Consider the following 25,840-nt stretch of genomic DNA (forward strand, 5'->3'; position numbering starts at 1 on the left):
ATGAAGGCCTATCGCCATTGACGTTAATTCCAAGGCCATTGCTAAACGTCATTGGCGGGTATTAGTTTACCGCCAGGGAGCGCAAACCGCTACAGGGTGATTAAATGGACTTTTGTATGCAGTCTAAAGTATTGCCGAATAATCAAAAATTTCTTGGTATTAAAGAAATATCAGAAATATTAAACGTTCCGTATAGAACGGTCTATAGATGGGTGACATCGGGTACTTTACCTGCTTATAAGTTTGGGTCTACCTATCGTATTTCAGAAACTGATTTTAATTCATTTTTTATCACTTCTAAAATTAAGGAACCCTCAAAAGATTAAGAGGGTTCCTTCTGTCTGTTTTTTCTGGTTTGAATTATATCAGCGATAATATCAGCATCAGTAGGATTTAGATTTGTAAATTGAACTAAAAAATCAACTAAGTTAGTGTTTAGATATTTGTTGAATTCATTTATAATCTCGTCAATTGATTGTTTTTTTCCAAGTGCCTTGCCTAAATCTATTGCCGCAACTTTCAAATTCCAAAAATATTTTACAATTTCACAATAATTGTTTATAATATTTTGCATTGTGGAAATTTTAATCTCAGTATCATGTTCGCTAGATGATAATAGTATTTTTTCTAAGGAGTCGATTAATCTCTCATGGTCCTTAATCTTGTCTTCTATTTCCATTTCATTGTAAAAAGCACTTTTATAGGTCGTATGATAAAAATTAGCTAGATTATTAAAAAAAGTTGGGTATTCAACCGGTTCTATGCCTTTTGGTTTTGGATACATTTCTTCAAATTTAGTTGGTATCATACGTCCAGCTGATATAAATAAATCCGGTGCCATTAATGCTTCAGCAAGCTTGTACAAAACCTGATCTGATGGCATTCGGTTTCCTTTTTCTATTTTATTTAGATGGGACTGAGCTATCCCGGCCTGTTCAGCAAGGTCCTTTTGAGTCATCATTCGGCTTTCCCGTATACTCTTCAGAATAATCCCAAAATCACACGGTTGTTTAGGATGTTCAGACATATTATATAACTCCTTGTCTAAAAAATTCCTCAATGTCAATATATCATATGTATTGACATTATGCCTAATCTAAATTAATATGACATTAAGACAATATATACATAAATTTGACATAAAGGAATTTTACCGGAACCGGCCCGGACAACCGGCCTCACTATGTGGGGATTATTTGGGAGGGATTTCTGTGTCTTTTCCACCCGTAATAAAAGTGGTTTTTGCTGCCGATGGGACAGGAAAAATCAAAGCCCTACTTGATCCTAAAACAGCAGAATACGCAGTAAAAAAAGGGCGTGCCAGAAAAATTTCAGATAATCTGGTGCAATATAAAAAAGTGTGGAAAGATGTGAAGCCTCTTGATCCTTCGGAAATCGACAATATAATTTTGTTGGGTACGGTTTCCATATATACCCCAAAAAGCGGCTGGTTAAAAGCCGATAGGTCAGATATAGAAAAAATATCTGAACATAATAAGAAAATTTGTCGTGAACAGCTTAGTAAAAAGAATTAGGCGTTTATTTGGCCTCCAGGGTTTTCTTGGGGGTTTTGTATTTGGCACGTTATCCCAAGCAGCAGGACAGGCTATTGTTTCATATATTGTTTTGAGGTGATTCCAATTGATAATCAAAGGCAAATTCGGTATCATAACCATACATCCGCCGACCACAAAACCGTCGGTTGCGGATGAAGACAGGTTATATATTACGTTGGCTAAATGCCTTGCCGTAAAGTCTGTTCCTGCTGGTGCAAAGGGCATCAAATGTATTGGTATAATGAATAAACATGCAATGAAATGATCATCGCCCACACCAACGAGAATGAATACAAGGCCTTTATCAGCAACAAAAAGAATGAGGCCTTGCAGTCAAGGATTATTGTTCTGAAAATACCCTACAATTTGAAGGTCTCTGAAGAAGTCAAAATATATGAAAAACTTATAAAACAGGGTGATTTAAAGGACATACACATAGCCCCGCATGCCCTGAAGGTGGCCAGCATATTCTCCGTGCTTTCCCGCCTGAAGGAGAGTAAGAAGCAGGGCATGGACGTGGTCAAAAAAATGAAACTTTATGACGGCGAGGATGTAGAAGGGTTTAAGCAGAAGGATCTGGCCGAACTGCATAATGAATTCGGGGATGAGGGAATGAGCGGCGTCGATCCCCGTTATGTGATTAACCGGCTATCCTCCGCCCTGATCCGGACCACAACCAAATGCATCAACCCGCTGGACGTTTTAAGGGCCTTGAAGGACGGGCTGGACCAGCACGCTTCCGTTAACAAGGAGGAAAAAGACCGGTTGCTGAATTTCATTTCTGTTGCCCGCAAGGAAATGAACGCCATAGTGGAGATAAAAATTCATTCCGGATGAGGCCTGGCCGGCGCAAGAAAAATTTTCAAAAAATGTTTTTGTAAAGAAGGGCAAAATAAAAAGATGTAGTATACTATATTTAGGAAAATTGAATAAAGCCAAGTGTAGAGTATTAAGGTGCCCGAACAGGGAGAATAGGGAAGCCGGAGGGAACCCCGCTGTGTGGTTCTAAAACGGCGCGGACCCACCACTGTAGTCGGAGAGCCTGCTCAATTTATGCCACTGGGGTTTTGCCCCGGGAAGGTTTGAGCTCAGGCGATGATCCGTTAGCCAGGAGACCTGCCTTTTTACTTAGCTTGGGGATGATGGAAAAATCCTCAACCTTTATGGGTTGAGGATTATTTTTTTTAGGGGGGGACGGCCTTGACACGGTTAACCAGAGCTTTAAAGGGAGAATTGACACCCGGGATGGTGCGGGTGGCTTCCATGGAGGGAGTGGCTCCCGAACTGGTAGGTAAAGGAGTAGCCGACGGCAGCATTGTTATACTCAGGAATTCAAACCGGAAAAGTGACATCGTGGAAGGGATCGGCAAGGGTTTAAGAACAAAAGTAAGCGCCAGTGTGGGTTTGTATGGCAGCCAGGCTTCCGTGCCCACTGAGTTGATGAAGGTGCAAGCGGCTCTGGATGCCGGTACCAACGCGATAATGGATTTAAGTGTCAGCGGCGATATAAATGGATTGCGGCGACAGGTGCTGGCCGCTGCGTCAAAGCCGGTGGGAACGCTTCCGTTGTACCAGGCGCTGGCCGAGGCGAAAGAAAAATACAATACGCCGGCCAAAATGAAAGTTGATGAATTATTCGGGGTTATTGAACGCCACGCCGCTGACGGGGTTGATTTCCTGGCCTTGCATTGCGGCACAACCATGGAAATAGTAAAAAGGGCCAAGAAGGACGGCAGGGTCGATCCGCTGGTTAGCTACGGAGGCTCGCACCTGATCGGCTGGATGCTGTATAACCAGATGGAAAACCCGCTTTACACAGGTTTTGACAGAATTCTGGAAATTGCCGGCAAATATGACGTCACCATTAGCCTGGCTGACGGCATGAGGCCCGGTTGTCTCGCCGACTCCCTTGACGGCGCCCAGGTACAGGAGTTGGTGCTTCTGGGTGAACTGGTGAGGCGGGCCAGGGAGGCAGGGGTGCAGGTAATGGTTAAAGGACCGGGCCATGTGCCTTTGCACCAGCTGAAGGCAACGGTTGTGCTGCAAAAAAGTCTTTGCAAGGGGGCACCATACTTTGTTTTCGGGCCGGTTGTTACCGATATAGCAGCAGGCTACGACCATATCAGCGCATCCATCGGTGGCGCCGTCTCCGCCTGGGCGGGCGCGGAATTTTTATGTTATGTCACCGCCTCCGAACATATTGGCCTTCCTGACATTAACCAGGTGAGAGAAGGGGTTGTCGCCGCCCGTATTGCGGCACACGCCGGAGATCTGGCGAAGGGCTTGCCTGGGGCGGCGGAGTGGGACCTGGAAATATCCAGGGCCAGGAAGCTGCTGGACTGGGAAAAACAAATCCGGCTGGCCGTCGATCCTGAAAGAGCCCGCTATTTGAGAGAAGAGAGAAGCGACGGTAATTCCGAAGGCTGTGCCATGTGCGGAAAATATTGCGCAATGAAAGTTGTGTCGGAATATCTGGGTAGTCCCAGGCAAAATTGTTAGATTAGGAGGGAAATATATGACACAGATCCAGGCCGCCCAATCGGGAAAAATAACTGTTGAAATGGAAGCGGTGGCAGCGGCGGAAAGCGTGGCTGTTGATATTATCAGGAACGGGGTTGCCTCCGGGGAAATAGTAATTCCTAAAAATATTAAAAGAAAACATATTAAGGTTTGCGGAATTGGCCGGGGCTTGAGGGTAAAGGTGAATGCTCTCATCGGAACCTCCAGTGACCGGGACTCCATTGAGATGGAAAAAAGGAAGCTGGCTATTGCTGAAGGCGCGGGCTGTGATGCGGTAATGGATTTAAGCACCGGCGGGAATATTGCCGCCATGAGAAAGCAGACCCTGGAGTCGGCCGGGGTTCCGGTGGGAAGTGTTCCAATTTATCAGGCTGCGATAGAAGCCATAGATAAAAGAGGCGCAGTGGTGGCCATGACTGCCGAAGACATGTTCCGGGCCATTGAAATGCAGGCGGCCGAGGGCGTGGACTTTATGGCAATTCATTGCGCTTTAAACTTTGATGTTATTAAACGTCTTCAGGCCGGAAAGAGAGTCACAGACGTGGTCAGCCGGGGCGGGGCCTTCCTGACGGGCTGGATGCTGCACAACCGGAAGGAAAACCCTTTGTACGAGCAATTTGACCGGGTGCTCGGCATATTAAAAGAATATGACGTGACACTGAGCCTTGGTGACGCCATCCGCCCCGGCTCAACTGCCGATTCCCTTGACGGCGCCCAGCTGCAGGGTATGATAGTGGCAGGTGAACTGGTGGCCAGGGCTAAAGCTGCCGGAGTGCAGGTCATGGTGGAGGGCCCGGGACATGTGCCCATGCATCATGTGGAAACCACCATGCTGTTGCAGAAGCGGCTGTGCGACAATGCTCCTTATTTTATACTGGGCACCCTGGCAACTGACATCGCGCCGGGGTATGATCACATAACATCGGCCATAGGCGGGGCCATAGCCGGCGCCGCCGGGGCCGACTTCATCTGTTACGTAACGCCTGCGGAACACCTTGGCCTGCCCGGTGAGGAAGATGTCAGGGAAGGGGTTATAGCGGCAAGAATCGCCGCCCATGCGGCGAATATAGCCAGGGGCCATGAGCAGTCACGGCAAAAGGATTTTCAAATGGCCTGTTCCAGAACCGCAGGCAATACAGAGGGACAGATAAAAATGTCCATTGATCCGGCCAGGGCGGCCGCCGCCCTTGAAGCGCAAAAGTCCGGCGATATTTCTTGCGCCCTTTGTGGCGACAATTGCACCGCGGAAATTGCCGCCAGGTATTTCGGTATCATAAGATAGGCTAAAAGTTGTCCCCAAAGCTTCCGTGTTTGCCCAGGCGGGTTAAGACTGCTGAAGACAATCCACGGAATATGCGAATATAAACAACCCCGGTCCCAAAAGCCGGGGTTGTTTATTAAAATTCCATCCTTTTCTTAAAAAAGGGAAAATTAAAAATTTGTCGTACTGATATAAAGCCATTGAATTAGGCAATTAAATCACCTATATGGAGGATTAACCAGTGCCGTTACGGAAAAAAGCTTTGATTATTATCAGTGCGACATTTGTTGTCGTAATTGCCGTCCTTCATATAGCCACTTATAACATATTGCTTAAAAGTTACGGGAAATTGGAAGAGCAGGATACCCGGCATGCCGTGGAACAGGTCCGGAATGTTTTGTCTAACGAGCTTACAGCGTTAAATGCAACCACAGGCGACTGGGCGGCCTGGGATGATACCTGCCGGTTTATAAAAGACGGCAACCCCGGTTATATACAGACAAATCTGGTGGAATCCACTTATACGGTTAATAAACTGAATATGATAATTTTTATTGATTCCACCGGCCATTTGGTATATGGGAAAAGCTACGATTTAGCCAATAACAGGGAGTTGGCCTTGCCCACAAGCTTAATTAATAACCACCTTTCAAAGGGTAGTATTTTATTGACGCACCCAAACCCTAACAGCAGCATTACCGGGATTATTGTTCTTCCCGAAGGCCCCCTGCTGATGTCTGCGCGGCCGATAGTATCAAGCGAGTATAAAGGGCCTATATGCGGAACCCTTATAATGGGCCGTTATCTGGATGCCGCCCTTATTGACAAGATTGTGGATATTACAAAAACCCCTGTAACCTTAGGTGAGTTTGTAAATATAAGCAGTGCTTCCGATTTTAGCGAGGCCGGCAGGCATTTGTCCGCCGCAAATCCATTTTATATTAAACCTCAAAACGAAGAAAACGTTTATGGATATGCCCTGATAAATGATGTTTATGGAAAGCCGGGCTTGATTCTGCGGGCTGAACTGCACAGGGACATATATCAGCGGGGACTGTCCACTTTCAACTACATAATAGCAATCACACTGATTACAGCTTTAGTGCTGGGAACAGTAATTATATTGATACTGGAAAAACTTGTGTTATCAAGGCTTACTTTTTTAAGCCGCCGTATAGGTGATATAGGTAACTATAGTGACATTTCCGAACCTGTAAAAATCAGCGGCAAGGATGAATTATCCGCTCTCGCGGATTCAATTAATAAAATGCTGCGGGCGTTAATGAAAAGCGAGACCAGGTATAAAGAGCTGGTGGATACTTTGCCCATAACTATTTTCGAGATGGATAGCCGCGGGTATATTACCTTTGTAAATAAGTATACATCTAAATTGCTGGGCTACACCCGGGAAGAACTGCAAAGTGGATTTGCCGGTGTCAACATAATAGCTCCCGGGGACAGGTTGAGGGCTGAAAATAATATTAGCAGGGTTTTAAGGGGGGAAGTGCTGGGCGGCAGGGATTACCTGGCCCGGCGCAAGGACGGCGGGAGTATTTCGGTTTTTATACAGACCGCGCCGATTATGGCCGACGGCAGAATTACGGGTATAAGAGGTTCAGCGGTGGATGTCAGTGAGATTAAAAATGCCCGGAAGGCGCTGCGTAGAAGCGAGGAGAGGTATCGCAACATACTGGATAGCATAGAGGATGGATACATTGAGGTGGATATTACCGGGAACATAGTTTTTGTCAATGAATCAGCCTGCCGCATATCAGGTTTTGACAGAGACGAGCTAATCCATAGCAATTATAAAAAATATACCGTGCCGGAAATTGTGCCTAAAGTATTCGAAGTATTTAACGGTGTGTACGTTTCCGGCAAGCCGTCCAGGCTGTTTGACTGGCAGATTGTAAGAAAGGATGGCGCAAAGAGATACCTGGAAGCCTATATTTCCCTGATATGGGATAAAAGCGGGGAGAAAGCGGGCTTCAGGGGAATTGCCAGGGATATAACCGAGCGTAAAGAAATTGAAGAGAAGCTCAGGGAGAGTGAAGAGAAATTCAGGCTTCTATTTGAAAACAACCCCATGGGTATTTATCATTTCGATAAAGAGGGAGTCGTCACGGATTGTAACGATAAATTTCTTGAAATAATCGGTTCAACAAGGGACAGGGTGGTTGGGTTTCATACATTAAACCTGCCCGGCAATAAAATGGTGGAATCCATAAAGAAGGCCCTTGCCGGGGAACAGAGCCACTACGAGGGAGAATACATTACTTATATCTCCCAAAAAAATGTATTAATTAAGGCGGAATTTGCTCCCATAATAATTGGCCATAACTCTGTCATTGGCGGGGTGTGTATTGTGGAAGACATTATGGAACGCAAGAAGGCGGAGGAGCGGTTAAAATATTTAAGCTACCATGATTCACTAACCAACCTTAATAATCGAGCATATTTCGAAAAGGAAATGAACCGCTTGCAAGAAGTCCGTTTTTCTTCAATGGGTATCATAATATGTGATGTGGACGGCTTAAAGGTTGTTAATGATACTCTGGGCCATGACGCCGGAGACAGGTTGCTGGTTATCGCTGCAGGTGCTATTAGGGATTCCTTCAGAAAAGATGATATAGTGGCCCGAATAGGCGGTGACGAATTTGCCGTACTGCTTCCTGACAGCTCGAAGCATGCGGTGGAAAACGCAATATGCAGATTGAAAAAGAGTATTATGAATTATAACATGACCAATACGGATATGCAGCTGAGTATTTCCGTGGGGTACGCCCATGCGGACAGGAATATTCCGGACTTAAATGATTTATTTAAAGCCGCGGATAACAGTATGTACAGGGAAAAGCTGCACAGCAGCCACAGCGCCCGCAGCGCCATCGTACACACCCTGATGAAGGCCCTTGAGGCAAGAGACTTTATAACCGAGGGTCACGCCGACAGGCTTCAGGATATTGTAGCCCGCATAGCAACAGTATTGGGACTTGGTGAACAAAAGATATCCGATCTTCGGCTGCTGGCCCAATTTCACGATATCGGAAAAGTAGGCATTCCCGACCGTATACTCTTTAAGCCGGGGCTTCTTACAGCCGAGGAATTTCTGGAAATGAAGCACCATTGCGAAATAGGTCACAGAATAGCGCTTTCTTCCCCGGATCTGGCCCCCATAGCCGATTGGATTTTGAAACATCACGAGTGGTGGGATGGCAGGGGATATCCACTTGGTATCTCAGGCGGGGAAATTCCTCTGGAGTGCAGAATATTGAGCATTGCCGACGCCTATGACGCGATGGTCAGCGACCGGCCATACCGCGGGGCATTAACCGGGGAAAAGGCTATGGAAGAATTAAAGAGGTGTGCCGGTATACAGTTCGATCCTTTTTTGGTTGATAAGTTTATTGAAGTGTTTGGAAATAAAAACCCGGCCTGAAGGTTCTCGTTCCCTCTGACCTTAATGGTGATAACACTTATGGTTGACTCTATACTATGAGATACTTGAATCCCATGGTCTTTGCCTTTGTTGACGCCAGGCTGGCTTTATTTATAAGGTTTTCAATAACATTTTTTTGCTTTACCGTATTTCTGGAGTATTTACGTTTTCCCCCGCTTATACCTGCGGAAACCGTAACCGGAATTCCCGTTTTAGGGGTTTCTTCGGCGATATTATCGATGATGCCGTTTGCTAATTCTTCAGCTTGCTTGATTTTTTTTGAGGTTACGATGACGAATTCGTCGCCTCCATATCTGCACACGTAATCATAGTTATTATCCACACGGTCTTGAAGTATGCCCGCTATGGTTTTGAGGCAGTTGTCACCCTGGACGTGACCATAGGATTTATTAATTTCACCAAAATTATTAATATCAAACAGAATTACGCTTATTTCGTTTCCCGTCTCCAGAATTTTGCTTGCCAGCATGTATATAAAAGAGGAATTATACAAACCGGTCAAGTGGTCGTTTAACTGGCTTATATATTTAATAATCTGTTTTTTTGTTATTATGCCCACGATTCTGTCTTTTTCCGCAACGGGCAGGCGTTCTATTCTGTGTATTTTCATTAATTCGGCCACATCCCAGGTTGTATCCAGGGGAGAGCAGCAGATCACTTTTTTAGTCATGGCGTCGGCCACAATTCTGTTGGGGTGGTTAAGGCGTATGTCTCTGGAAGTGATTATGCCCAATAACTGGTTCCCTTCGACAACCGGCAGGCCGCCTATGTTTTTTTCCTGCATGAATTCCGCCGCGTACAGAACGCTTTTACCCGGGCCAATGGTTAAAACCGGGTTCACCATGAAGTCTTTTATTTGTAACATAACATGTAGCCAGCCTCCGCGTTTAAATATCAACTTCTTTAAAAATGGAAATGGTTAAATCCATTTTTACTTTGAGCAAAGTTTTTTCAATATTAATTTTCAGCGCTTCTTCCAGTATGTTGTCCAATAATACGTTTCTCGAGATCCAATTGAATAGAGCGGTCCTGACTGCCACTGCCTCAACCGGGCCATTTTCAAAAGTTATTAATTCGTATTGCTCGGGGGCAAGAGCATCCACCATTCTCCTCACTGCTTCCGGACCAATGGGCGCGCGCCGGCCTATGACCAGGATGTCTTGCATTGGCGGAAGTTCAAATTCAGAAAAGCGAATACTCATTTCAGCCTTTCTTTTACTCAGATCCTTTTTGCTGCTGTCCTCCATAATATATCTACCTCGCTAGCTGATTGTGACATTATGTAAAAGGGCTAATATATTGCAAATAGCCGGTGGCTTTTTTGGAATGCTCAAGGATACACGCCTGAAATTTTTCAACTATTTCCGGTGAGAACTGCGAACCTTTATTCCTATTCAAATCATGCAGGGTTTCAATAAGCGTTTTTACTTTTTGATAGGGCCTTTTGGTGGTCATGGCGTCAAAGGCGTCGGCTATTGTCACGATCTGGGCGGTTTCCGGTATTTCATTTCCTTTCAGGCGCTCGTAGCCATTACCGTCCCACCGTTCGTGGTGATAGAGAATTATTGGCAATATGTTCTGGTAGCCCTTAATGCTCTTTATCAGCTCCGAACCGATGACCGTGTGTTTTTTAATTATGGAAAATTCTTCTTCTGTTAACCTGCCGGGCTTATTTAGCAGTTCTTTTTCTATCCTGGTCTTGCCTATGTCATGTAGCAATGCTCCTATTGCCAATTCCTGTATGCTTTTCCTGCTGTATCCCATGTATTCGGCCAGTCTTGCGGACAGGTAACATACGTTATACGAATGTAGACGCAGGTCGGAGGGGAAAATATCCACAATATATTTTGCCATCTCAATATCCATTTTAATGTTACCCCCACTTTTCAGGCAGGCGTTCATCGAATGAAGGGGGTATATTGACAGTGAAAAATCACTGTTTCTACCGCAACCTGGCAATCATAACGGCAACCGAATGCGTATAACACAGTACCGTTTTAGACCCATGGCTTTGCGCCCTACTCTTTCGATGGTAGTTTGCCTTTGTGAAACAGACTTATTTATACATCAAATATTATAAAACTATTAGTGTATAAAATTCAACAAAAAATAAACTAACAGTATATTTATTTTGTCGAATATACAAACTTTATGTCAGTTGGTGTTAAACAATGTTAAATAAAATTGTGGGGGATAATATCCGTACAATCAGAAAGCTAAAGGGTTTTTCCCGGGGTGAACTGGCTGTACGCGCAGGTTTTACCTCATCCTACTGGGGATACCTTGAAAGAGGCCAGAAAAACCCTTCTCTTGAACTTGTTGAAAGAATAGCGTTTGTTCTTGAGGTTGAGCCGTATATGTTATTAGTGGATTCACCATCCAAAGGCCTTTTTTCTGAAATGACCCAATTGTTAAATGTGATTAACAGCATGGGCCACATGCACGTGGAATTCATGCGTGATGTTTTAATTTCTTACATTAAAACACATAAGTAATGTCCCCAACGCATGTTCGGCAGGGGAACAACCCCATCCGAACCCAATGCTCACTTATATTTATTCCGGCTTTAATTTTTGGTTATTGGACAAACCGATTATTTCATAGAGTAACTAACAAAAAGACCGGAGGGAGGATGCGGGCGTGCCTGAGACAGTGATAACCAGTGCCGGTGAAGAACAGGATGAATACGGGCTTGAGATTGCCGCGGATATTTTACACAAACAAGTGTTTAAACGGGTTAATCTTCCCAGGTTACTGGCGGCAGCGGCAATGGCCGGTTACCGGGAGGAGGCCCTGGAGGCCCTGATAGCCTGGGGCACAGGAAAAAGCAGCATAGACGACATCTGGGAGGAAATAAGCCCCATGGCGCAGGATAAATGTGTCATGGAGGGGGTAAAGCCGTCAGATGAAAAAAGAAAAAAGAAAGCTGACTGAGCCGGATGTGGCGGCGGCTTATATACGTATAAGTACGGATGAGGATCTGCAAAAGTGGAGCCTGGGAGGACAGGAAAAGGAACTGGTGGAGCTGGCGGCGCGTCATGGTTATAAAATATATAAAATATACAGGGATGCCATAAGCGGCTCCAAATCCGCGCGCCCAGGGCTGGATCAGCTCCGCGACCACATGTCCGCCGGAAAATTCAGTGTAATACTTGTTGTGGATCAAGACAGGCTGTCCAGAATGGAACCCATTGACTGGGAACTGCTGAAAAGTGAAATTCGTGAATTTCGGGTAAAACTGGTTACCCCCGTGCAAACAATAGATTTCTCCGATGAAGATAACGAACTGGTTAGTGATGTTTTTAATTTATTTGCCAGGCATCAAAGGCGGAAGTTGAAAAAGGCCATGATGCGGGGCAGGGCGGAGGCGGTGGCCAACGGTAGCTGGTTCGGAAAAGCGCCTTACGGCAGAAAAAAGATAAAAAACAGCAGGGGTAAGGCCCTGGTGGCGGTGGATCCTGAAACCGGCCCGGTGGTGCAGCAGATATTTGCAATGTACGCGGAAGGAAATGGCTCCGGAATTATTGCAAAGGAACTAAACAGGCTGGGTGTACCTTCCCCGGAAGGAAGCTTCTGGGATACCTGCGCGGTAATAAGAGTTATCAGCCATCCTGTTCACAGGGGTGATTTGCGTCGTTGTGAAAACGGCAGGGACATCCATATCAAGTCGGCATTTGAGCCTACGGTTCCCGTGGAGTTGTTTGACCGCTGCCAGAAAATATTGATGAGGCGAAAAAATGGAAGGACGTGGCAGAGGTTAAATGTAGTGACCGGACTTGCCGCCGGTGTGCTGGTGTGCGCCGGGTGCGGTAAAAAATTGCAGGTGGTCCCAATAAGCAGCAGGTACGGTAACAAGCGTTACGGCTATTATTACTACCGGCACAGGGTCAGAGGAAGAAACACAACCATGTCAAAGCCGGGCTGCGTAGCCGTTCACCGGGTTGAACCGGTGGATGCCGGAATAATTGAAGCAATAAAGATAATCGGCTCCAGCCCGGCTGTGGCCGGAAAATTGATAGGATTTAAAAATACCGGTAAAGAAAGAAAAGGCCTGTTATCCCGGCTGGAGAGGCTTAATAAATCCGAAAAACAGCTGGCCCTGAAGAAGGAAAAATTATTAAAGCTTTTTCTGGAAGATGATTGGGACAGGGATATGTTAAACAAAAAAAAGAAGGCTATCGAGTCCGAAATGAAAAACATTTTTAACGAGATTGAAAATGTACAGAGCCGGTTAAACCTTCTGGCCGGTGTCAAATTGGATACCGGAACCGTTGCGGACTATTTGGCGGCTCTGGTCAATTTGGACGGGGAAATGTCCAGGCTGCAGCAAAGAAGGCTGATTCAAGCCCTTATTCCCAGGGTTGAGGTAACGTTGAACGGCGACATGCGCATATTCCCGCTGATAACAGTGGATGGAGTGAATAACGCCGGAAGCAAAAATTTTTATCGCCAGTATTGCGCTCGGGGAATATGATGAACTGGCCAAAAAAGAGGTTCAGAAGGCCTTCGTTTATTCGTATGAGGAGTCGGCCAAGGTTCTCTTTGACAATTATCTGGATAATGTCGAGGCATACTGCAATGGCGTCAAGCTAAAAGACCCCATCACCGACGAGGAGATGGAGCCGGATGAGAAACTGATGAGATCCATCGAAGAGCAGATAGGTATTTCGGAAAACGCCAAAAAGAGTTTCCGGGAAGAAATTTTAATCCGCCTGTCTTCCTACGCGCGCAAAAATAAGAAATTTGACTACAAATCCCATGAACGGCTGAAAGAAGCGGTGGAAAAGAAGCTTTTCACCGACCTAAAGGATGTGGTCAAGATAACCACTTCCACCAAGACTCCCGACGCGGAACAGTTAAAACGAATGAACGAGGTCAGTGCCAAGCTCATGGATGAGTATGGCTACTGTCCCATCTGTGCCAATGAATTACTGAAATATGTGGGGAGCCTGTTAAACAGGTAGAATTTACCATGACTCTAAAAGAGGGAAGCTTTTAAACCTGCAATCAATCCTTCAGGGGGAATAGATAAATGTCCAGTTACTCGATTTCCCGGGACGATTGGTCTCTGCACCGCAAAGGTGAAATCGACAGGCAGCGTCACCAGGAGAAGGTTAAGGAAGCAATCAAAAAAAACCTGGCTGACATTGTTTCTGAAGAGAGCATTATCATGAGCGACGGACAAAAAATAGTAAAAGTCCCAATAAGGTCGCTGGATGAATTTCACTTTCGCTTTGATCAGGGAAAGAATAAACACGCCGGTCAGGGCAATGGCAAAAGCAAGGTGGGAGATGTGCTGCACTCCGAACCCCAGCAGGGGAGCGGCAAGGGCAAAGGGGCCGGGGAGGAGCCGGGAGTTGACTATTACGAAGCGGATATTACCATGGAGGAACTGGCGGAACTTATTTTCGAAGACCTGGGCCTGCCCAACCTGGAGCACAAGAAAAAACCCGAATTGGCCTCGGAGTCTCCTGAATTTAAAGATGTCAGAAAGAAAGGCATAAGCAGCAACATTGACAGGAAAAGGACCCTTTATGAATCCATTAAACGGGCCGCCCTTAAAGGGGAGCCTTATGAGGGTAAAATAACCAAGGATGATTTGCGCTATAAAACCTGGGATATTTCGTATAAATATGAGTCGAACGCCGTGGTTCTGGCCATGATGGATACCTCGGGATCCATGGGCCCGTTCGAGAAATATATTGCCAGGAGTTTCTTCTTCTGGATGGTGAGATTCCTGAGAACAAAATATCAGAATGTAAAAATAGTTTTCCTGGCTCACCACGTTGAGGCCAAGGAGACTTCGGAAGAGGAGTTTTTTACCAAGGGGGCCAGCGGGGGCACCCGGTGCTCCTCTGTTTACAAACTGGCGCTGGAGATAATTGAAAAGAGCTACAACCCGCAGGATTACAATATTTACGCCTTCCATTTTTCCGACGGTGATAATCTGGCCTCTGACAACGATAATTGTGTCAAATATATTGGCGAATTGCTCCAGGTTTGCAATCTGGTGGGCTATGGGGAAATAGAAGGGCCTTATTACTATACCAGCACCCTTCGCTCCGCCTTTAAAAAAGTCAACGACCAGAAATTTACCGTTGTAACCATCAAGGATAAGACAGGTGTTTATCCGGCCCTTAAAAAATTCTTCAGCCCCGGCCCGGAGACAATCAGAGCCTAAAAATTTATTGCTGTCATTTTTAGGGGGTATTTCTACCCCCTTTTAATATTTCCACTTGACGTATCCGCCATTTTGAGTAAAAGTAAATGTAAATGGTAGTAGACTGTACTGAGGGCGGTCAGATATGGAAATTATCAGCATAACTCCCCATTCGCCTTACTGCCTGGATTTCGAAAACGACGACTTGTTAAGTTTTGCCTGGATTTCTGATTTTTCCGGCTGTAATTTCACAGGCATAGTGGAAAACGGGGTGCTGGTCTGCAGAATGGCCTGGGAAATGGACCCACACTGGTGCCAGGAGAAAGGCGTGGTGGGTGTGGCCACTCTGGAGACGCTGCATAAATACCGTTGCCAGGGGTACGCCAAAAAACTGGTGGATTATATAAGGGGCAGTTTTCCTGAAATGCCGCTGGTTTTGGAAGTTAACAGCCCGATTTCTTTCAGATTCTGGAGTCGTTACAATCCGGTTTCCCTGGGCAGGGGGAGGGGGCACGCCTCACTTTTCAAGGTTGCTCCCCTGGGTCACATATCCAATGCGGTTTAATTTTTAAATCATTAAATTGATGGAGCTTTTTGTCCGGAGGGCATGAACTTGTTATAACATTCTCTAATATCTCACCTTGAGATTTTGTCTCGATGTGAGATATTGCTTTTAGATAGCATAAGCAGGTAAATAAAAGAAAAAAAATCTTTCCCGGTCTCATGATGAGATGCTTTGGTGGCGGACAATAATGAAAAAGAATAAAAAAGCAGCCATATCGCGGTTTGCGGGCAAAAACCCCCGGGGGGTTTTGTTTTTTTTGGCTTGGTATGTAAATTGCTTAACTATTGGTTATAAGCTGATATTGCGGGGTGATAATAATGAAAGCGAAAAAGTTTAAATCTTTACCGTCGGTTTATATAAACAAGGCGCTTTGCAAGGGGTGCGGCATATGCGCGGCCATGTGCCCCAAAAGGGTTCTGGTGGTGGATAGCCGCAAAAAAGCCGTGGCGGCCAACCCCTTGGCCTGTGCCGGGTGCGGTAAATGTGAACTGCTTTGCCCCGACTTTGCCATTAACCTGGAGGACTGATATTATGGCCAGGGTTGTGCCCATGGCTCGGCTGATGCAGGGCAACGAGGCTGTGGCTGAGGCCGCTGTGTCAGCCGGCGTGATGTTCTACGCCGGTTATCCCATTACTCCTTCCACGGAGATAGCGGAACACATGGCCAAAAGACTGCCTCCGCTGGGAGGGATTTTCATCCAGATGGAGGATGAAATCTCCAGCATCGCGGCGGTTATCGGGGCTTCACTGGGCGGTATGAAAGCCATTACCGCCACCAGCGGCCCCGGTTTTTCACTGATGCAGGAAAACATAGGCTACGCCGTTATGGCAGAGGTGCCCTGTGTAATTGTAAATGTTATGAGGCTTGGTCCGAGCACCGGAATGCCCACGGCCCCCGGCCAGGGAGACGTGATGCAGGCCAGGTGGGGCACACACGGCGATCACCCTGTGATTGCCCTGTGTCCCTCTTCCGTGACGGAGGCCCACGATCTTACTGTAAAAGCTGTAAATTTGGCCGAAAAATTCAGAACTCCGGTAATTCTCCTGCTGGACGAGGTTGTGGCTCACCTGAGGGAGAGAATCGTAATCCCGTCCCGGGAGAATATGGAGATCGTTGAGAGAAAAAAAATCCCTGAAGAAAACGGCTCCTTTTTGCCTTACAGGCCGGAAGCCGGCGGAGTGCCGGCCATTCCCGACATTGGCAGGGGGTTTCGTTTTAATGTAACCGGGCTGGTGCATGATCAAAGAGGTATCCCCTCAAACGACCCGGGGGTGGCCGCTGATTTGATTTCCCGGCTGCTGGGCAAGGTTAATAATAACGCCGGTGAAATATACACCTCCGATGGTTATATGCTGGAGGATGCGGAGATTGTCGTGGTAGCTTACGGTTCCGTGGCGCGCTCGGCCCGCAGGGCTGTGAAGGAAGCCAGGGCGGAGGGTATCCCGGCGGGGATGTGGCGCCCGGTTTCCCTCTGGCCTTTTCCCGCAGGGGAAATACGGGAGCTTTCCCGCAGGGTCCGCTGTATAATCGTGGCTGAAATGAACGCCGGACAGCTGGCCGGAGAGGTTGAGCGGCATGCCGGCGGATGCCCGGTTGTTTCCCTGGGCAAGGTCAGCGGTGAATTGATTTCACCGCTGGAGATATTCCGGCGGATAAAAGAGGTGTTTTCCTGATGCCTGAATTGATTATGGATTATTTTCGCCCGGGCAGTCTGCCCCACATGTGGTGTCCCGGCTGCGGCACCGGAATTGTGCTGCAATCCTTTTTAAGGACCGTTCAACGGATGGGTTTATCCAGGGATGAAGTGGTGGTTGTGGGCGGCATCGGCTGTTCGGCCAGGGCGGTCAGCTATATTGATTTTAATACCGTCCACACCACCCACGGCAGGGCGCTGGCCTTTGCCACGGGAATAAAGCTTGCCAGGCCGGATTTGTTGGTTTTTGTGCTTATGGGTGATGGCGACGCTTCGGCCATCGGGGGAAATCACTTAATTCACGCCGCCCGCAGAAATATGGATTTAAACGTGCTGGTAATTAACAACAGTGTTTACGGAATGACCGGCGGACAGTGTTCGCCGCTCACCCCGGCCGGCAGCAAAACAGCCACCTCTCCCTACGGCAGCATGGAAAGGCAGTTAAACCTCACAGGGCTTGCGGAGGCGGCGGGGGCAACTTTTGTGGCCAGGTCCACCGCGTACCACTCCAGGCTTACCAGCGATCTTATCGAGCAGGGCATAGCCAATAAAGGGTTCAGCTTTATTGAAGTAATATCCCAGTGCCCCACGGGATTTGGCAGAAAAAACAAAATGGCCGACCCCGCGGCCATGCTTCAATGGCAAAAACAGTCGGCCCTGCCGGCGGAAAAGTTCATAGATTTGCCTCCCGGAGATGCAAAGGGGAAATTCCCCATAGGTGTATTATACAAAAACCAGGCCCCCGACTTTATGGAAATGTATCTGGGCATGTCCTCCCGGGCCGGTTGCGACAATGATAACAGGGGGAAGGGCAATGAATGAAAGAGTGGAGATAATTTTAAGCGGCTCAGGGGGGCAGGGTATGATTCTGGCCGGGATTATACTGGCGGATGCCGCCATCAGGGAAGGCAAAAGCGTAGTGCAGAGCCAGTCCTACGGTCCGGAAGCCAGAGGGGGGGCCAGCCGGGCGGAGGTTATTATTGGGGGAGAGGAACTGGATTACCCGAAGATCAGTAATCCGGACATACTGCTGGCCATGAGCCAGCAAGCCAGCGACAAATTTTTACACAGGGTAAAAAAGGGCGGCCTGGTTATTCTGGACAGTTCTTACGTGGCGGATTTTCCCCGCCCGGACGGGGTCAGGCTCTATTCCATTCCCATCAGTGACACAGCCAGAGATGGCTTGGGTAAGGAAATGATGGCCAATATGGTGGCTTTGGGGGCTTTGATCCAGGTATCCGGCGTTATAGGCCGGGATAATGTTCAAAAAGCTGTTGAGGAAAGGGTGCCTTCAGGCAGTCTTGAAAAGAATATATTAGCCCTTGAGCTGGGGCGAAAATTAGCTAAAAATAGCGATATTTTGTAGTAAATGTCCAATAAAAAATTACATATTTAACCACATTTTAATATTAAATATGTTTTATACTTAACAAGGGCTGGCTATTATGTATACATGGACGGGATAAAAGTCCAAGCTGAATTTATGACAGTAATTTACAGACTGGAAAGGAATTAAAATTAATCCATACCGGGTTTAATAAAATTACATGAGAGGTGATGAAGTACAGTTTGTATCTGGGCACTTGAACTGTACGGAGCCAGTAGTGCAACCGGCCATACGGATATTATATCTTTATATTCGTATTTTTTTTTCCTTATAATGCAGTACAGTTCTTAAGCTCTTAATAAACGGCTAATCGGAGTTGCATACCCATGGTATTTTATTCGGGTTATTGAATGGAGGGCCAGCGATTTGATTGCCGGAGGAGCGCAGACGCAAAGTAAACTAACCGAGCAGCTATTATCGGAAATCGAAAAACACAGGGAGCGAATAGAGGCCTTAAGATTCGGCCAGGTGGTTTTTGTAGTGCATAAGGGTATTCTGACCCGGGGGCAGATAACTGAAAATTTTGAGCCGGCCGATAGACCCGACAGCGGGAGGTCGAAGCCAAAACGGCTTTGATCTCCCGCTTTAATTTTTTAGATAACAGTGGTTGCGTTTGGTGCTAATGCCCGGGCCATGGAGGAAAGTAGATGCATGGCAGAATAACTGACCAATTGATTATTGAGATTGGCAAGTACAAGGAAAAAATAAACGCCCTAAAATATGGCCAACTGGTTTTTATAATCCACAAGGGTAATGTCACCCGGGGCCAGATAATAGAAAACTTTGAGCCAGCCGATAAACCCGACAGCGGGAGGTTAAAGCCGTAAGGCCACCCTCCCGCTTTTTGCCGGGGGTTGCTTTTAGAATCAATTATATGGAGGTGGGAATGACCATAAAGGGGATTAGGCCTGGTACTGTACGGGCCAGCCAAAAACCGAATAATCTTTTTGACATTCATATCCGAGTAACCTGTTATCCCAATAAACCCATTATCCCGGAGACCCAATGAAAATCTATTAAAAATTTTTTTAAAAAGGAGAGAATTTAAAATGAAAACTTCCGTGAAGAAAAAATTAAGCATGGCTACCGTATCCCTCTTTACGCTGGGCACCCTGGCCTTTGCCGCTCCCGCCCTGGCGGCGTATGATTCCATGCCCGAAGGTTTTTACGAAATGGACCCCACGTTTATACCTGGAGTGACACTGCCGTTAGACATCGCAGACCACTGGGCGGCAAGTGAAATCACAGATATGGTTAACATTAAGGCTGTGACCGGTTATCCCGACGGGAATTTCTATCCGGACAAACCTGTGACCAGAGCCGAGCTTGCCACCGCCATGGCCAACGCCATGTATCTGCCCAAAGGGGAGGAAGTGGAACTGCCTGACGTAAGCAGCGACAACTGGGCCGCTCAAAACATCGCCACCGCCATGCCTTATCTGGCCGCCTTCCCGGACGGTTCCTTCCGCCCCGAGGCTCCAATTACCAGGGAAGAAGTGGCTGTAGCCATTGTGAAAGCCGCCGGACTGGACAATAAAAGGATTGATCCCAACGTTATAGATATTGTTTTTAAAGACCCCAAAACTGTTTCCCCTGATTTGAAAAAGCTTGTGGCTATAGCCGTGGACCAGAAACTGCTCAAGGGTATCGTTGAAACCACCACCACAACTCTTCCCGGCCCTGACGGTGTATTAGGCACCGTTGATGATGTAACGGAAGACGTGGATACAATGAATATCAAAGCCAAGGATTTGGTGACCAGGGGTGAAATGTGCTATCTGCTGGACAAAGCCAGGGCTAAAGTAGGTCTGGGCAACCAAATCGCCGGCGGTGAAGAAGAATAATCGGGAGAGAGTATAGTTGCTGAAAAATTTCAGCCTTACGATTGCGTATCTCTTGTTATTAAGCGTTCTGGCCTGTGCCTCCCCGGCAATGGCGGACACCGGCCTGGAAATGCCCGGCAATATGAGGGCTCCTGACATAACCTTGCTTCCCGGTTATCAAGCACCTGTTGATATAGCCGGCAACTGGGCTGAAGAAGATATTAAAGAAATGCTGGGCATCAAAGCCATCAGCGCTTATCCTGACAATACCATCCGACCGGATAAAGCGGTGACCAGGGCAGAGCTTGCCTCCGCCCTGGCCAACGGTCTGAATCTGCCCCCGGGGAAAGAAGTGGAGATGCCTGATGTGAGCAGTTCCCACTGGGCTTACCAGTCAATCCTTAACGCCCTGCCATATATGGCGGTTTATACCGACGGTTCCTTCCGCCCAAATGCCGTGGTCACCAGGGAAGACCTGGCGGCGGCCACAGTCAGGGCCACCGGTCTTAACCGGAAAGCGGTGGACCCCGCCGGTATAGCGGTGATTTTTAAGGATTACCGGAGCGTGTCCCCGGGACTGCTGCACCTGGTGGCTGTGGCTGTGGACCAGAAACTGCTTAAAGGATACAAAGTGTACGAACCCGGAGGCAGTTACAAGGATGCCGGTGGTGATTACAACCTCTATATCCGGGCACGATACCCTGTTACCATGGCTGAAATGTGCAACATGCTGAACACCGCCAGGAAAGGCTGCTAAGTTTTCGGTGGTGCAAAATAAAAGAAGAATAAAGCGAATATCCGGCAAGGCAGCCCGGGCGGGTGGTTTCTTGCCCCCCGCCCGGCGCCGCCGGGAATGCCAGGCCGGTAAATTGACTCTGAAGACTCTTAAACAATAATGATTTAAAGGGGAATCCGGCAATGAAGGTTCCGGTTGGAATTTCCGTGCCAAAACTGAATAGACCGCTCATGCCGGCCATGGTTATAGCTGTGGTCCTGGCCCTGGCGGTCCTTGTGCCAGGTTCCGGCCGCGGTCTGGCACAGGAAAATCAGCCGGTTACCGTGGTTGTCCACGGCATAGAAGTGGCCGGCGATATTCCCCCCATCATGATGAGCGGCCGGGTCTATCTGCCTGATCGGTTCGTGGCCGATATACTGGGCTATCCATTCAAATGGGAGCCGAAAACCAGGAGCGTGCGCATGGGGATTCCCCAAGCAGGGGTGGAGATGGTCGGGGAGTTGCCGGCCTTTACCGGAAAGTCCCTGGCCAGCCCCGTGAAGGTAAAGGCTAAAAGTTATGCCGCCGGCTTTAAGATAGATGAAAAAAACATTGTTCGCTGGAGCTTAAAAGGAATAATCGACAGTGTCACTTTCAGCTTCGGCATGCCGGACGGCCAGAGGGGACAGTCCGTGGGGTTCACGCTGCTGGCGGACGGTAAAATCGTCGCCCAGGAGATTGTTAACAAGGAAGACGGTTTAAAAAAATTTACCTTCAATGTGAGCGGTGTAAAGGTGTTGACCGTTAAATACCATGACGGGCCCGGGGGAGTGCTGATAAATCCCCGGGGCAGCCAAACCTGAGCTTAAGGCACATTGGGCGCCGCTTTTAAAAAGAATAGGGCTAAATGATAATTGGGGACATTCCTTTCCCAATTGATTCAGGGTTAAGGAATTTAGCCAAGTGTGTCCCCCCAACCTGAAAAGGAGTGGTTTGACTAATGAAAAGGTTAACTAAATTAACTGCTATTTTTATGCTGGTGGCTTTCAGCCTGACAATGTTTGCCACTATGGCTCCCGCGGCAACCCTGTCGGGCACCATTACCATGAGCGGCTCCACCACTGTGCAACCCGTGGCCGAATTACTGAAGGCGCAATTTACCAAGGCTAATCCCGGTGTGCAGATTACCATTGCCGGCGGCGGCTCCGGCGTTGGCATTGTAGACGTTTCCGAAGGCAAAGTGAATATAGGCAATGCCTCCAGGGCGTTAAAGACTGGCGATCCCGCGGGCCTGGTGGCCAATACCATAGGTTATGACGCCATTTGCGTCATTGTTAATCCCAAGAACACCGTAAAAGCTCTGACCAAGGAGCAGGTAAACCAGATTTTCACCGGCAAAATCACCAACTGGAGCGCGGTGGGCGGTAAAAACGCCCCCATATTTGTAAACATCCGCACCTCTCCCTCGGGCACCATGGATTTCTTCAACGAATCCTTCATGGGTGAGCCGTCCACACAGGTGCAAGGCACCGCCACAATGGTAGCCACCGCCAAGCAGCATGAATCCAACGCACTGATGGTGGCGGCGGTGGCCAAGGACGTCAATGCCATCGGCTTTTGCTCCATGGGCTATGTAAAAACCACCGTGAAGGCTGTGGCCCTGGACGGCGTTGCCGCCACCGTGCAAAACTCAATTGCCGGAACATACAAATACGTAAGGCCCCTGAACATGGTAACCAATGGACCGGCCATCGGCCTGTCCAAATCCTTTATCGATTATGCCCTTTCCGCCGCCGGACAGAAAATAGTTTCCACGGAATGGATTGCGGTTTCGCAAAAGCCCAAGAAATAAATTTGAAAATAAATATTGAACAGGTTTAAATGGGCGCCTGCCTTGATATACAGGGCAGGTGCCTTATCCTGGCAGGGGTGAATAATGAGAAAAATACCTATAGCCGAAACATTAATTGAAAAAATGCTGTTTATTTTTACTGTGGCGGGCAGTCTGGTAATTTTTTTTGTTATATTCTACATATTCAGCAACGGCCTGCCTGTATTGAAGGCCAGCGGGCTGTCTTTTTTTACAACCGGCGGCTGGGACGGGCAATTTACCTCGGCCTGGACGGCTGCTCCCGGACAGGAAATCTGGCGGTTTGGCGCCGTGGAGCTAATCGCCGGCACCCTGCTCACCACCGGGGGCGCGCTGCTGGTGGCAGGCTTGCTGGGAATGGGCTGTGCCGTGTTTTTGGCGGAATTTTGCCCCCCCCGGCTGCGCCGGCCGGTGGAGGCCTGTGTTCGCCTGCTGGCGGGTATTCCCCCGGTGATATACGGGGTGGTGGGTTACACTACGGTTGTGCCGCTGGTTCAGAGCCTGATCAGTGATCAACTGGCCCTGGAGATGGTGCGGATCTGCGTACTGGACGGTACAAGCCTGCTGGCCGGAATAATGGTGCTGGGGATTATGATAACCCCTATCTTTGTGATACTGGCCACCGACGCCCTGGAGACGGTGCCCCTGGCTTACAAGGCCGCCTCCCTGGCACTGGGAGTTTCCCACTGGCGGACCATTGTAAAGATAATGATACCGGTGGCCAGGAGAGGTATTTTGGCCGGGGGGATAATGGCGGCCGGCATGGCTGCCGGCGAGTTCATAGCCATGGCCATGGTTGCCGGGGGGGTGGCCTTTCTGCCCAATCCCGCCCACGGGCTGCTGTTCTTTTTGGAGCCCGTACGTACCCTGGCTGCCAATGTTTTTATAAACTCCGAGGTATTGGGCAAGGCGAACATGGAATCGGCCCTCTTTGCCTGCGCTTCGGTGATTTTATTCATTTGCATTATTTTCAGCCTGCTGGCCCAGCTGATTAACAGGCCCAACTTGAAAGGGGGCAGGTCAAGGTGAAAAGGGAAATGGGAGTCGGACGGCTGTTTTGCTGGTTGTCGGGTATCCTGACCACATCCATATGTTTGGGTATTTTAATATATATAGCTGTAAGGGGCGCGCCTGCCCTTAACTGGGATTTTATCAGCAAATCCCCGGAAATGTCGTTATTGGGGGACGGGTTGGCCGGGGGAATATTAAGTCCTCTGCTGGGGACCCTGGGACTCGTTACCCTGGGGATGCTGCTGGCATTGCCTTGGGCGGCGGCCATGGCCGTATATTACGCCGAATACGCCGGTGACAACTGGCCGGCTTATATTTTAAGAATAGGCAACGACGTTCTGGCGGGAGTGCCTACCATAGTGATTGCTTTATTCGGGCTGGTTATATTCAGTTATCCCGAATTGTCGTTTTTAAGCATTAAGATTGAGGGGGTGGAAAACGGCAAGGCATTCGGCCGCAGTTATCTGGTGGCCTCCATCACCATGGCCGTGATGGTGCTGCCGTATGTTACAAAATCTGTGGAGGAGGCCATTATGGCCGTCTCCCATACCTACCGGGAAGCTGCCTATGCCCTGGGGGTAAGCAAGTGGCGCACCATTCAAAAGGTGGTGTTGCCCGCCGCTTACAGGGGGATAGTATCAGGGGCGGTTCTGGGGGTGGGGCGCATCGCCTCGGATGTTGCCATCGTCTGGTTCTGCCTGGGGGCCACTATAACATACAGCGGGCCGGAAAACTGGTGGCAGCCCCAGAACTGGGCGGCTACCCTGCGCAGTGCCGGCAACACCCTGTCTTCTTATATTTACTACGCATCCCCGGTGGGTGAGGGGAATAATGCCGACAGGGCCTACGGCGCCGCCCTGGTATTAATACTGATGATTCTGCTGTTAAACGCGGTTGCCAATTACGTCAGCCGGCTGTCCAGGATTAAGTCAAGGCTGTTCAATGCCCGGGGGGCAGAGTGCGATGGTGAAAACATAATTGAGGATATACCCTCCCGGATTTGATATAAAGTAAATTATTGAGATGGGAGGTGAAGAATAATGGAGCTTTTTGCAAAATACAGGCTTAAAATATGTGGTCTGTCAGTCCTGGTGCTGTTGGTGGCGGCACTGCCTTATATTGTCTGGGTGCCGCCGGCCCTGCCCGAAGAACCGGCCGGAGAGACTGATATCCTGGAGAGCGGTATTGAAACAGGAACAGAGGGTGTGGCGGAAGAGGCCACCAGCAGGCCTCTTACGGTGATTGTGGACAACGTCGAAACCACCAGTGACGTGCCGGTGATAAATAAAGGCGGCCGGATTTACGTGCCGGTCAGATTTCTGGCCGAGTCCCTGGGCTACCCCGTTGATTGGGTCGAAGAAGAAAATACGGTATATATAGGGATACACCCCAGCGGCACCGATATGGTTGGTGAATTGCCCGCTTTTACCGGCAGAAAAATTAAACAGCCTGTAAAAATAAGCGCAATCGGGTATCCAAAGGGTTATGCCTTAGTTCCGGGCGCATTGGGCGATGTGCGCTGGAAACTGAACGGGCGTTACCTGACGGTTACCTTCAGTATGGGCGTACCGGACAGTCAATCGGGGGATACCGCCGAATTTACAGTAATAGCCGACGGCAAAACCCTGGCCAAAGAAAAAATATCTAAAGATGACGGTTTGAAGGAGTTCAATTACAGTGTAAAGGGAGTTAACGAGTTTACAGTGAGTTGCGGCAGCGGGAAGGGCGGGGCGCTGATTTGCCCCAGAGGCCACTGAACATAAACGGCCGGAGATTTAAAACCCTGCCCTGGCGGGGTTTTTATTTGGGGGACAGCGA

At 48.3% G+C, this 25,840-nt stretch carries 27 protein-coding genes, 2 pseudogenes and 3 riboswitches; of the genes and pseudogenes, 25 read left to right on the forward strand and 4 right to left on the reverse strand.

Annotated features, from left to right (window positions below):
• Window positions 1-116 precede the first annotated feature (116 nt).
• Complete coding sequence (locus DCCM_RS19685; protein WP_112787732.1) at window positions 117-326, forward strand: helix-turn-helix domain-containing protein; 210 nt, start codon at window positions 117-119, stop codon at window positions 324-326.
• Here the strand turns inward: DCCM_RS19685 and DCCM_RS03700 are convergent.
• On the reverse strand, window positions 323-1,027 hold the full coding sequence (locus DCCM_RS03700) for a helix-turn-helix domain-containing protein (RefSeq protein ID WP_104371112.1): 705 nt from the start codon (window positions 1,025-1,027) through the stop codon (window positions 323-325). The genes DCCM_RS19685 and DCCM_RS03700 overlap by 4 nt on opposite strands.
• A 184-nt stretch (window positions 1,028-1,211) precedes the next feature.
• On the opposite strand from DCCM_RS03700, the gene DCCM_RS03705 reads away from it, so the two are divergent.
• From DCCM_RS03705 to DCCM_RS03730, 5 genes and pseudogenes are all read left to right on the forward strand, one after another.
• Window positions 1,212-1,535 carry a hypothetical protein gene (locus tag DCCM_RS03705; RefSeq protein ID WP_104371113.1) on the forward strand — a complete coding sequence of 108 codons (324 nt, stop codon included), beginning with the start codon at window positions 1,212-1,214 and terminating at the stop codon, window positions 1,533-1,535.
• A 276-nt stretch (window positions 1,536-1,811) separates the two neighbouring features.
• A pseudogene (locus tag DCCM_RS03715) lies at window positions 1,812-2,381 on the forward strand (protein prkA); the annotation flags it as partial.
• 110 nt (window positions 2,382-2,491) lie between these two features.
• Window positions 2,492-2,694, forward strand: a riboswitch (cobalamin riboswitch).
• Between the two features lie 62 nt (window positions 2,695-2,756).
• Window positions 2,757-4,055, forward strand: a complete 1,299-nt coding sequence (gene thiC / locus DCCM_RS03720; RefSeq protein ID WP_104371115.1) for a phosphomethylpyrimidine synthase ThiC — start codon at window positions 2,757-2,759, stop codon at window positions 4,053-4,055.
• Window positions 4,056-4,071: 16 nt separating this feature from the next.
• Window positions 4,072-5,358, forward strand: coding sequence for a B12 lower ligand biosynthesis ThiC-like protein BzaB (bzaB, locus tag DCCM_RS03725; RefSeq protein ID WP_104371116.1), 1,287 nt, complete (start codon window positions 4,072-4,074; stop codon window positions 5,356-5,358).
• Between the two features lie 220 nt (window positions 5,359-5,578).
• Window positions 5,579-8,776 carry a PAS domain S-box protein gene (locus DCCM_RS03730; protein WP_104371117.1) on the forward strand — a complete coding sequence of 1,066 codons (3,198 nt, stop codon included), beginning with the start codon at window positions 5,579-5,581 and terminating at the stop codon, window positions 8,774-8,776.
• A gap of 49 nt (window positions 8,777-8,825) precedes the next feature.
• Here the strand turns inward: DCCM_RS03730 and DCCM_RS03735 are convergent, their stop codons facing one another.
• Genes DCCM_RS03735 through DCCM_RS03745 form a run of 3 tightly spaced genes read right to left on the reverse strand, consistent with a single transcriptional unit; the run spans window position 8,826 to window position 10,663 of the window.
• Window positions 8,826-9,662, reverse strand: a complete 837-nt coding sequence (locus DCCM_RS03735) for a GGDEF domain-containing protein (protein WP_104371118.1) — start codon at window positions 9,660-9,662, stop codon at window positions 8,826-8,828.
• Between the two features lie 22 nt (window positions 9,663-9,684).
• Window positions 9,685-10,044 (reverse strand): hypothetical protein, encoded by a 360-nt coding sequence (locus DCCM_RS03740; protein ID WP_104371119.1) that lies wholly within the window; start codon window positions 10,042-10,044, stop codon window positions 9,685-9,687.
• A gap of 31 nt (window positions 10,045-10,075) precedes the next feature.
• A complete protein-coding gene (locus tag DCCM_RS03745; protein ID WP_165792008.1) occupies window positions 10,076-10,663 on the reverse strand; it encodes an HD-GYP domain-containing protein in 588 nt (195 codons plus the stop codon).
• Between the two features lie 77 nt (window positions 10,664-10,740).
• A riboswitch (cyclic di-GMP riboswitch) is annotated at window positions 10,741-10,849 on the reverse strand.
• 119 nt (window positions 10,850-10,968) lie between these two features.
• Here DCCM_RS03745 and DCCM_RS03750 point away from each other — a divergent pair.
• The 19 genes and pseudogenes from DCCM_RS03750 to DCCM_RS03840 all read left to right on the forward strand — a co-directional run bounded on the left by DCCM_RS03750 (window position 10,969) and on the right by DCCM_RS03840 (window position 25,779).
• Window positions 10,969-11,292 (forward strand): helix-turn-helix domain-containing protein, encoded by a 324-nt coding sequence (locus DCCM_RS03750; protein ID WP_104371120.1) that lies wholly within the window; start codon window positions 10,969-10,971, stop codon window positions 11,290-11,292.
• Window positions 11,293-11,437: 145 nt separating this feature from the next.
• Window positions 11,438-11,731, forward strand: a complete 294-nt coding sequence (locus DCCM_RS03755; protein ID WP_104371121.1) for a hypothetical protein — start codon at window positions 11,438-11,440, stop codon at window positions 11,729-11,731.
• Entirely contained in the window at window positions 11,703-13,271 is a 1,569-nt protein-coding gene (locus DCCM_RS03760) for a recombinase family protein (RefSeq protein WP_104371122.1), read from the forward strand. The genes DCCM_RS03755 and DCCM_RS03760 overlap by 29 nt, the downstream gene beginning before the upstream one ends.
• Window positions 13,255-13,761 (forward strand): annotated as a pseudogene (prkA, locus tag DCCM_RS03765) (ATP-dependent protease PrkA); the annotation flags it as partial. The gene DCCM_RS03760 and the pseudogene prkA, both read left to right, overlap by 17 nt.
• 68 nt (window positions 13,762-13,829) lie before the next feature.
• Window positions 13,830-14,978, forward strand: coding sequence for a sporulation protein YhbH (gene yhbH, locus DCCM_RS03770; protein ID WP_104371123.1), 1,149 nt, complete (start codon window positions 13,830-13,832; stop codon window positions 14,976-14,978).
• A 124-nt stretch (window positions 14,979-15,102) separates the two neighbouring features.
• Entirely contained in the window at window positions 15,103-15,522 is a 420-nt protein-coding gene (locus DCCM_RS03775; RefSeq protein ID WP_104371124.1) for a GNAT family protein, read from the forward strand.
• A 317-nt stretch (window positions 15,523-15,839) separates the two neighbouring features.
• Window positions 15,840-16,049 carry a 4Fe-4S dicluster domain-containing protein gene (locus DCCM_RS03780; protein WP_104371125.1) on the forward strand — a complete coding sequence of 70 codons (210 nt, stop codon included), beginning with the start codon at window positions 15,840-15,842 and terminating at the stop codon, window positions 16,047-16,049.
• A 4-nt stretch (window positions 16,050-16,053) separates the two neighbouring features.
• Complete coding sequence (locus tag DCCM_RS03785) at window positions 16,054-17,196, forward strand: 2-oxoacid:acceptor oxidoreductase subunit alpha (RefSeq protein WP_104371126.1); 1,143 nt, start codon at window positions 16,054-16,056, stop codon at window positions 17,194-17,196.
• Window positions 17,196-18,038, forward strand: a complete 843-nt coding sequence (locus DCCM_RS03790) for a thiamine pyrophosphate-dependent enzyme (RefSeq protein WP_174705134.1) — start codon at window positions 17,196-17,198, stop codon at window positions 18,036-18,038. The genes DCCM_RS03785 and DCCM_RS03790 overlap by 1 nt, the downstream gene beginning before the upstream one ends.
• Window positions 18,031-18,582 (forward strand): 2-oxoacid:acceptor oxidoreductase family protein, encoded by a 552-nt coding sequence (locus tag DCCM_RS03795; RefSeq protein ID WP_104371128.1) that lies wholly within the window; start codon window positions 18,031-18,033, stop codon window positions 18,580-18,582. Before DCCM_RS03790 ends, DCCM_RS03795 begins: the two co-directional genes overlap by 8 nt.
• A gap of 175 nt (window positions 18,583-18,757) precedes the next feature.
• Window positions 18,758-18,840, forward strand: a riboswitch (cyclic di-GMP riboswitch).
• A gap of 129 nt (window positions 18,841-18,969) precedes the next feature.
• Window positions 18,970-19,179: a hypothetical protein gene (locus DCCM_RS03800; RefSeq protein WP_104371129.1), complete on the forward strand. Its 210-nt coding sequence runs from the start codon at window positions 18,970-18,972 to the stop codon at window positions 19,177-19,179.
• A 71-nt stretch (window positions 19,180-19,250) separates the two neighbouring features.
• Window positions 19,251-19,430: a hypothetical protein gene (locus tag DCCM_RS03805; RefSeq protein ID WP_104371130.1), complete on the forward strand. Its 180-nt coding sequence runs from the start codon at window positions 19,251-19,253 to the stop codon at window positions 19,428-19,430.
• 222 nt (window positions 19,431-19,652) lie between these two features.
• The gene (locus DCCM_RS03810) at window positions 19,653-20,447 is read left to right on the forward strand and encodes an S-layer homology domain-containing protein (protein WP_104371131.1); all 795 of its coding nucleotides are present in this window, start codon (window positions 19,653-19,655) and stop codon (window positions 20,445-20,447) included.
• 16 nt (window positions 20,448-20,463) lie between these two features.
• On the forward strand, window positions 20,464-21,183 hold the full coding sequence (locus DCCM_RS03815; RefSeq protein WP_104371132.1) for an S-layer homology domain-containing protein: 720 nt from the start codon (window positions 20,464-20,466) through the stop codon (window positions 21,181-21,183).
• Between the two features lie 161 nt (window positions 21,184-21,344).
• Window positions 21,345-22,004, forward strand: a complete 660-nt coding sequence (locus tag DCCM_RS03820; protein ID WP_104371133.1) for a stalk domain-containing protein — start codon at window positions 21,345-21,347, stop codon at window positions 22,002-22,004.
• A 137-nt stretch (window positions 22,005-22,141) separates the two neighbouring features.
• Window positions 22,142-22,993 (forward strand): phosphate ABC transporter substrate-binding protein, encoded by an 852-nt coding sequence (locus DCCM_RS03825; protein ID WP_104371134.1) that lies wholly within the window; start codon window positions 22,142-22,144, stop codon window positions 22,991-22,993.
• Window positions 22,994-23,077: 84 nt separating this feature from the next.
• Entirely contained in the window at window positions 23,078-24,040 is a 963-nt protein-coding gene (pstC, locus tag DCCM_RS03830; protein ID WP_104371135.1) for a phosphate ABC transporter permease subunit PstC, read from the forward strand.
• Entirely contained in the window at window positions 24,037-25,026 is a 990-nt protein-coding gene (pstA, locus tag DCCM_RS03835; protein WP_104371136.1) for a phosphate ABC transporter permease PstA, read from the forward strand. The genes pstC and pstA overlap by 4 nt, the downstream gene beginning before the upstream one ends.
• Window positions 25,027-25,062: 36 nt before the next feature.
• On the forward strand, window positions 25,063-25,779 hold the full coding sequence (locus tag DCCM_RS03840) for a stalk domain-containing protein (protein ID WP_104371137.1): 717 nt from the start codon (window positions 25,063-25,065) through the stop codon (window positions 25,777-25,779).
• The last annotated feature ends 61 nt before the right edge of the window (window positions 25,780-25,840 follow it).

Origin of the sequence: Desulfocucumis palustris (assembly GCF_002933875.1) — a bacterium.
GTDB classification, from domain to species: Bacteria; Bacillota; Desulfotomaculia; order Desulfotomaculales; family Desulfocucumaceae; genus Desulfocucumis; species Desulfocucumis palustris.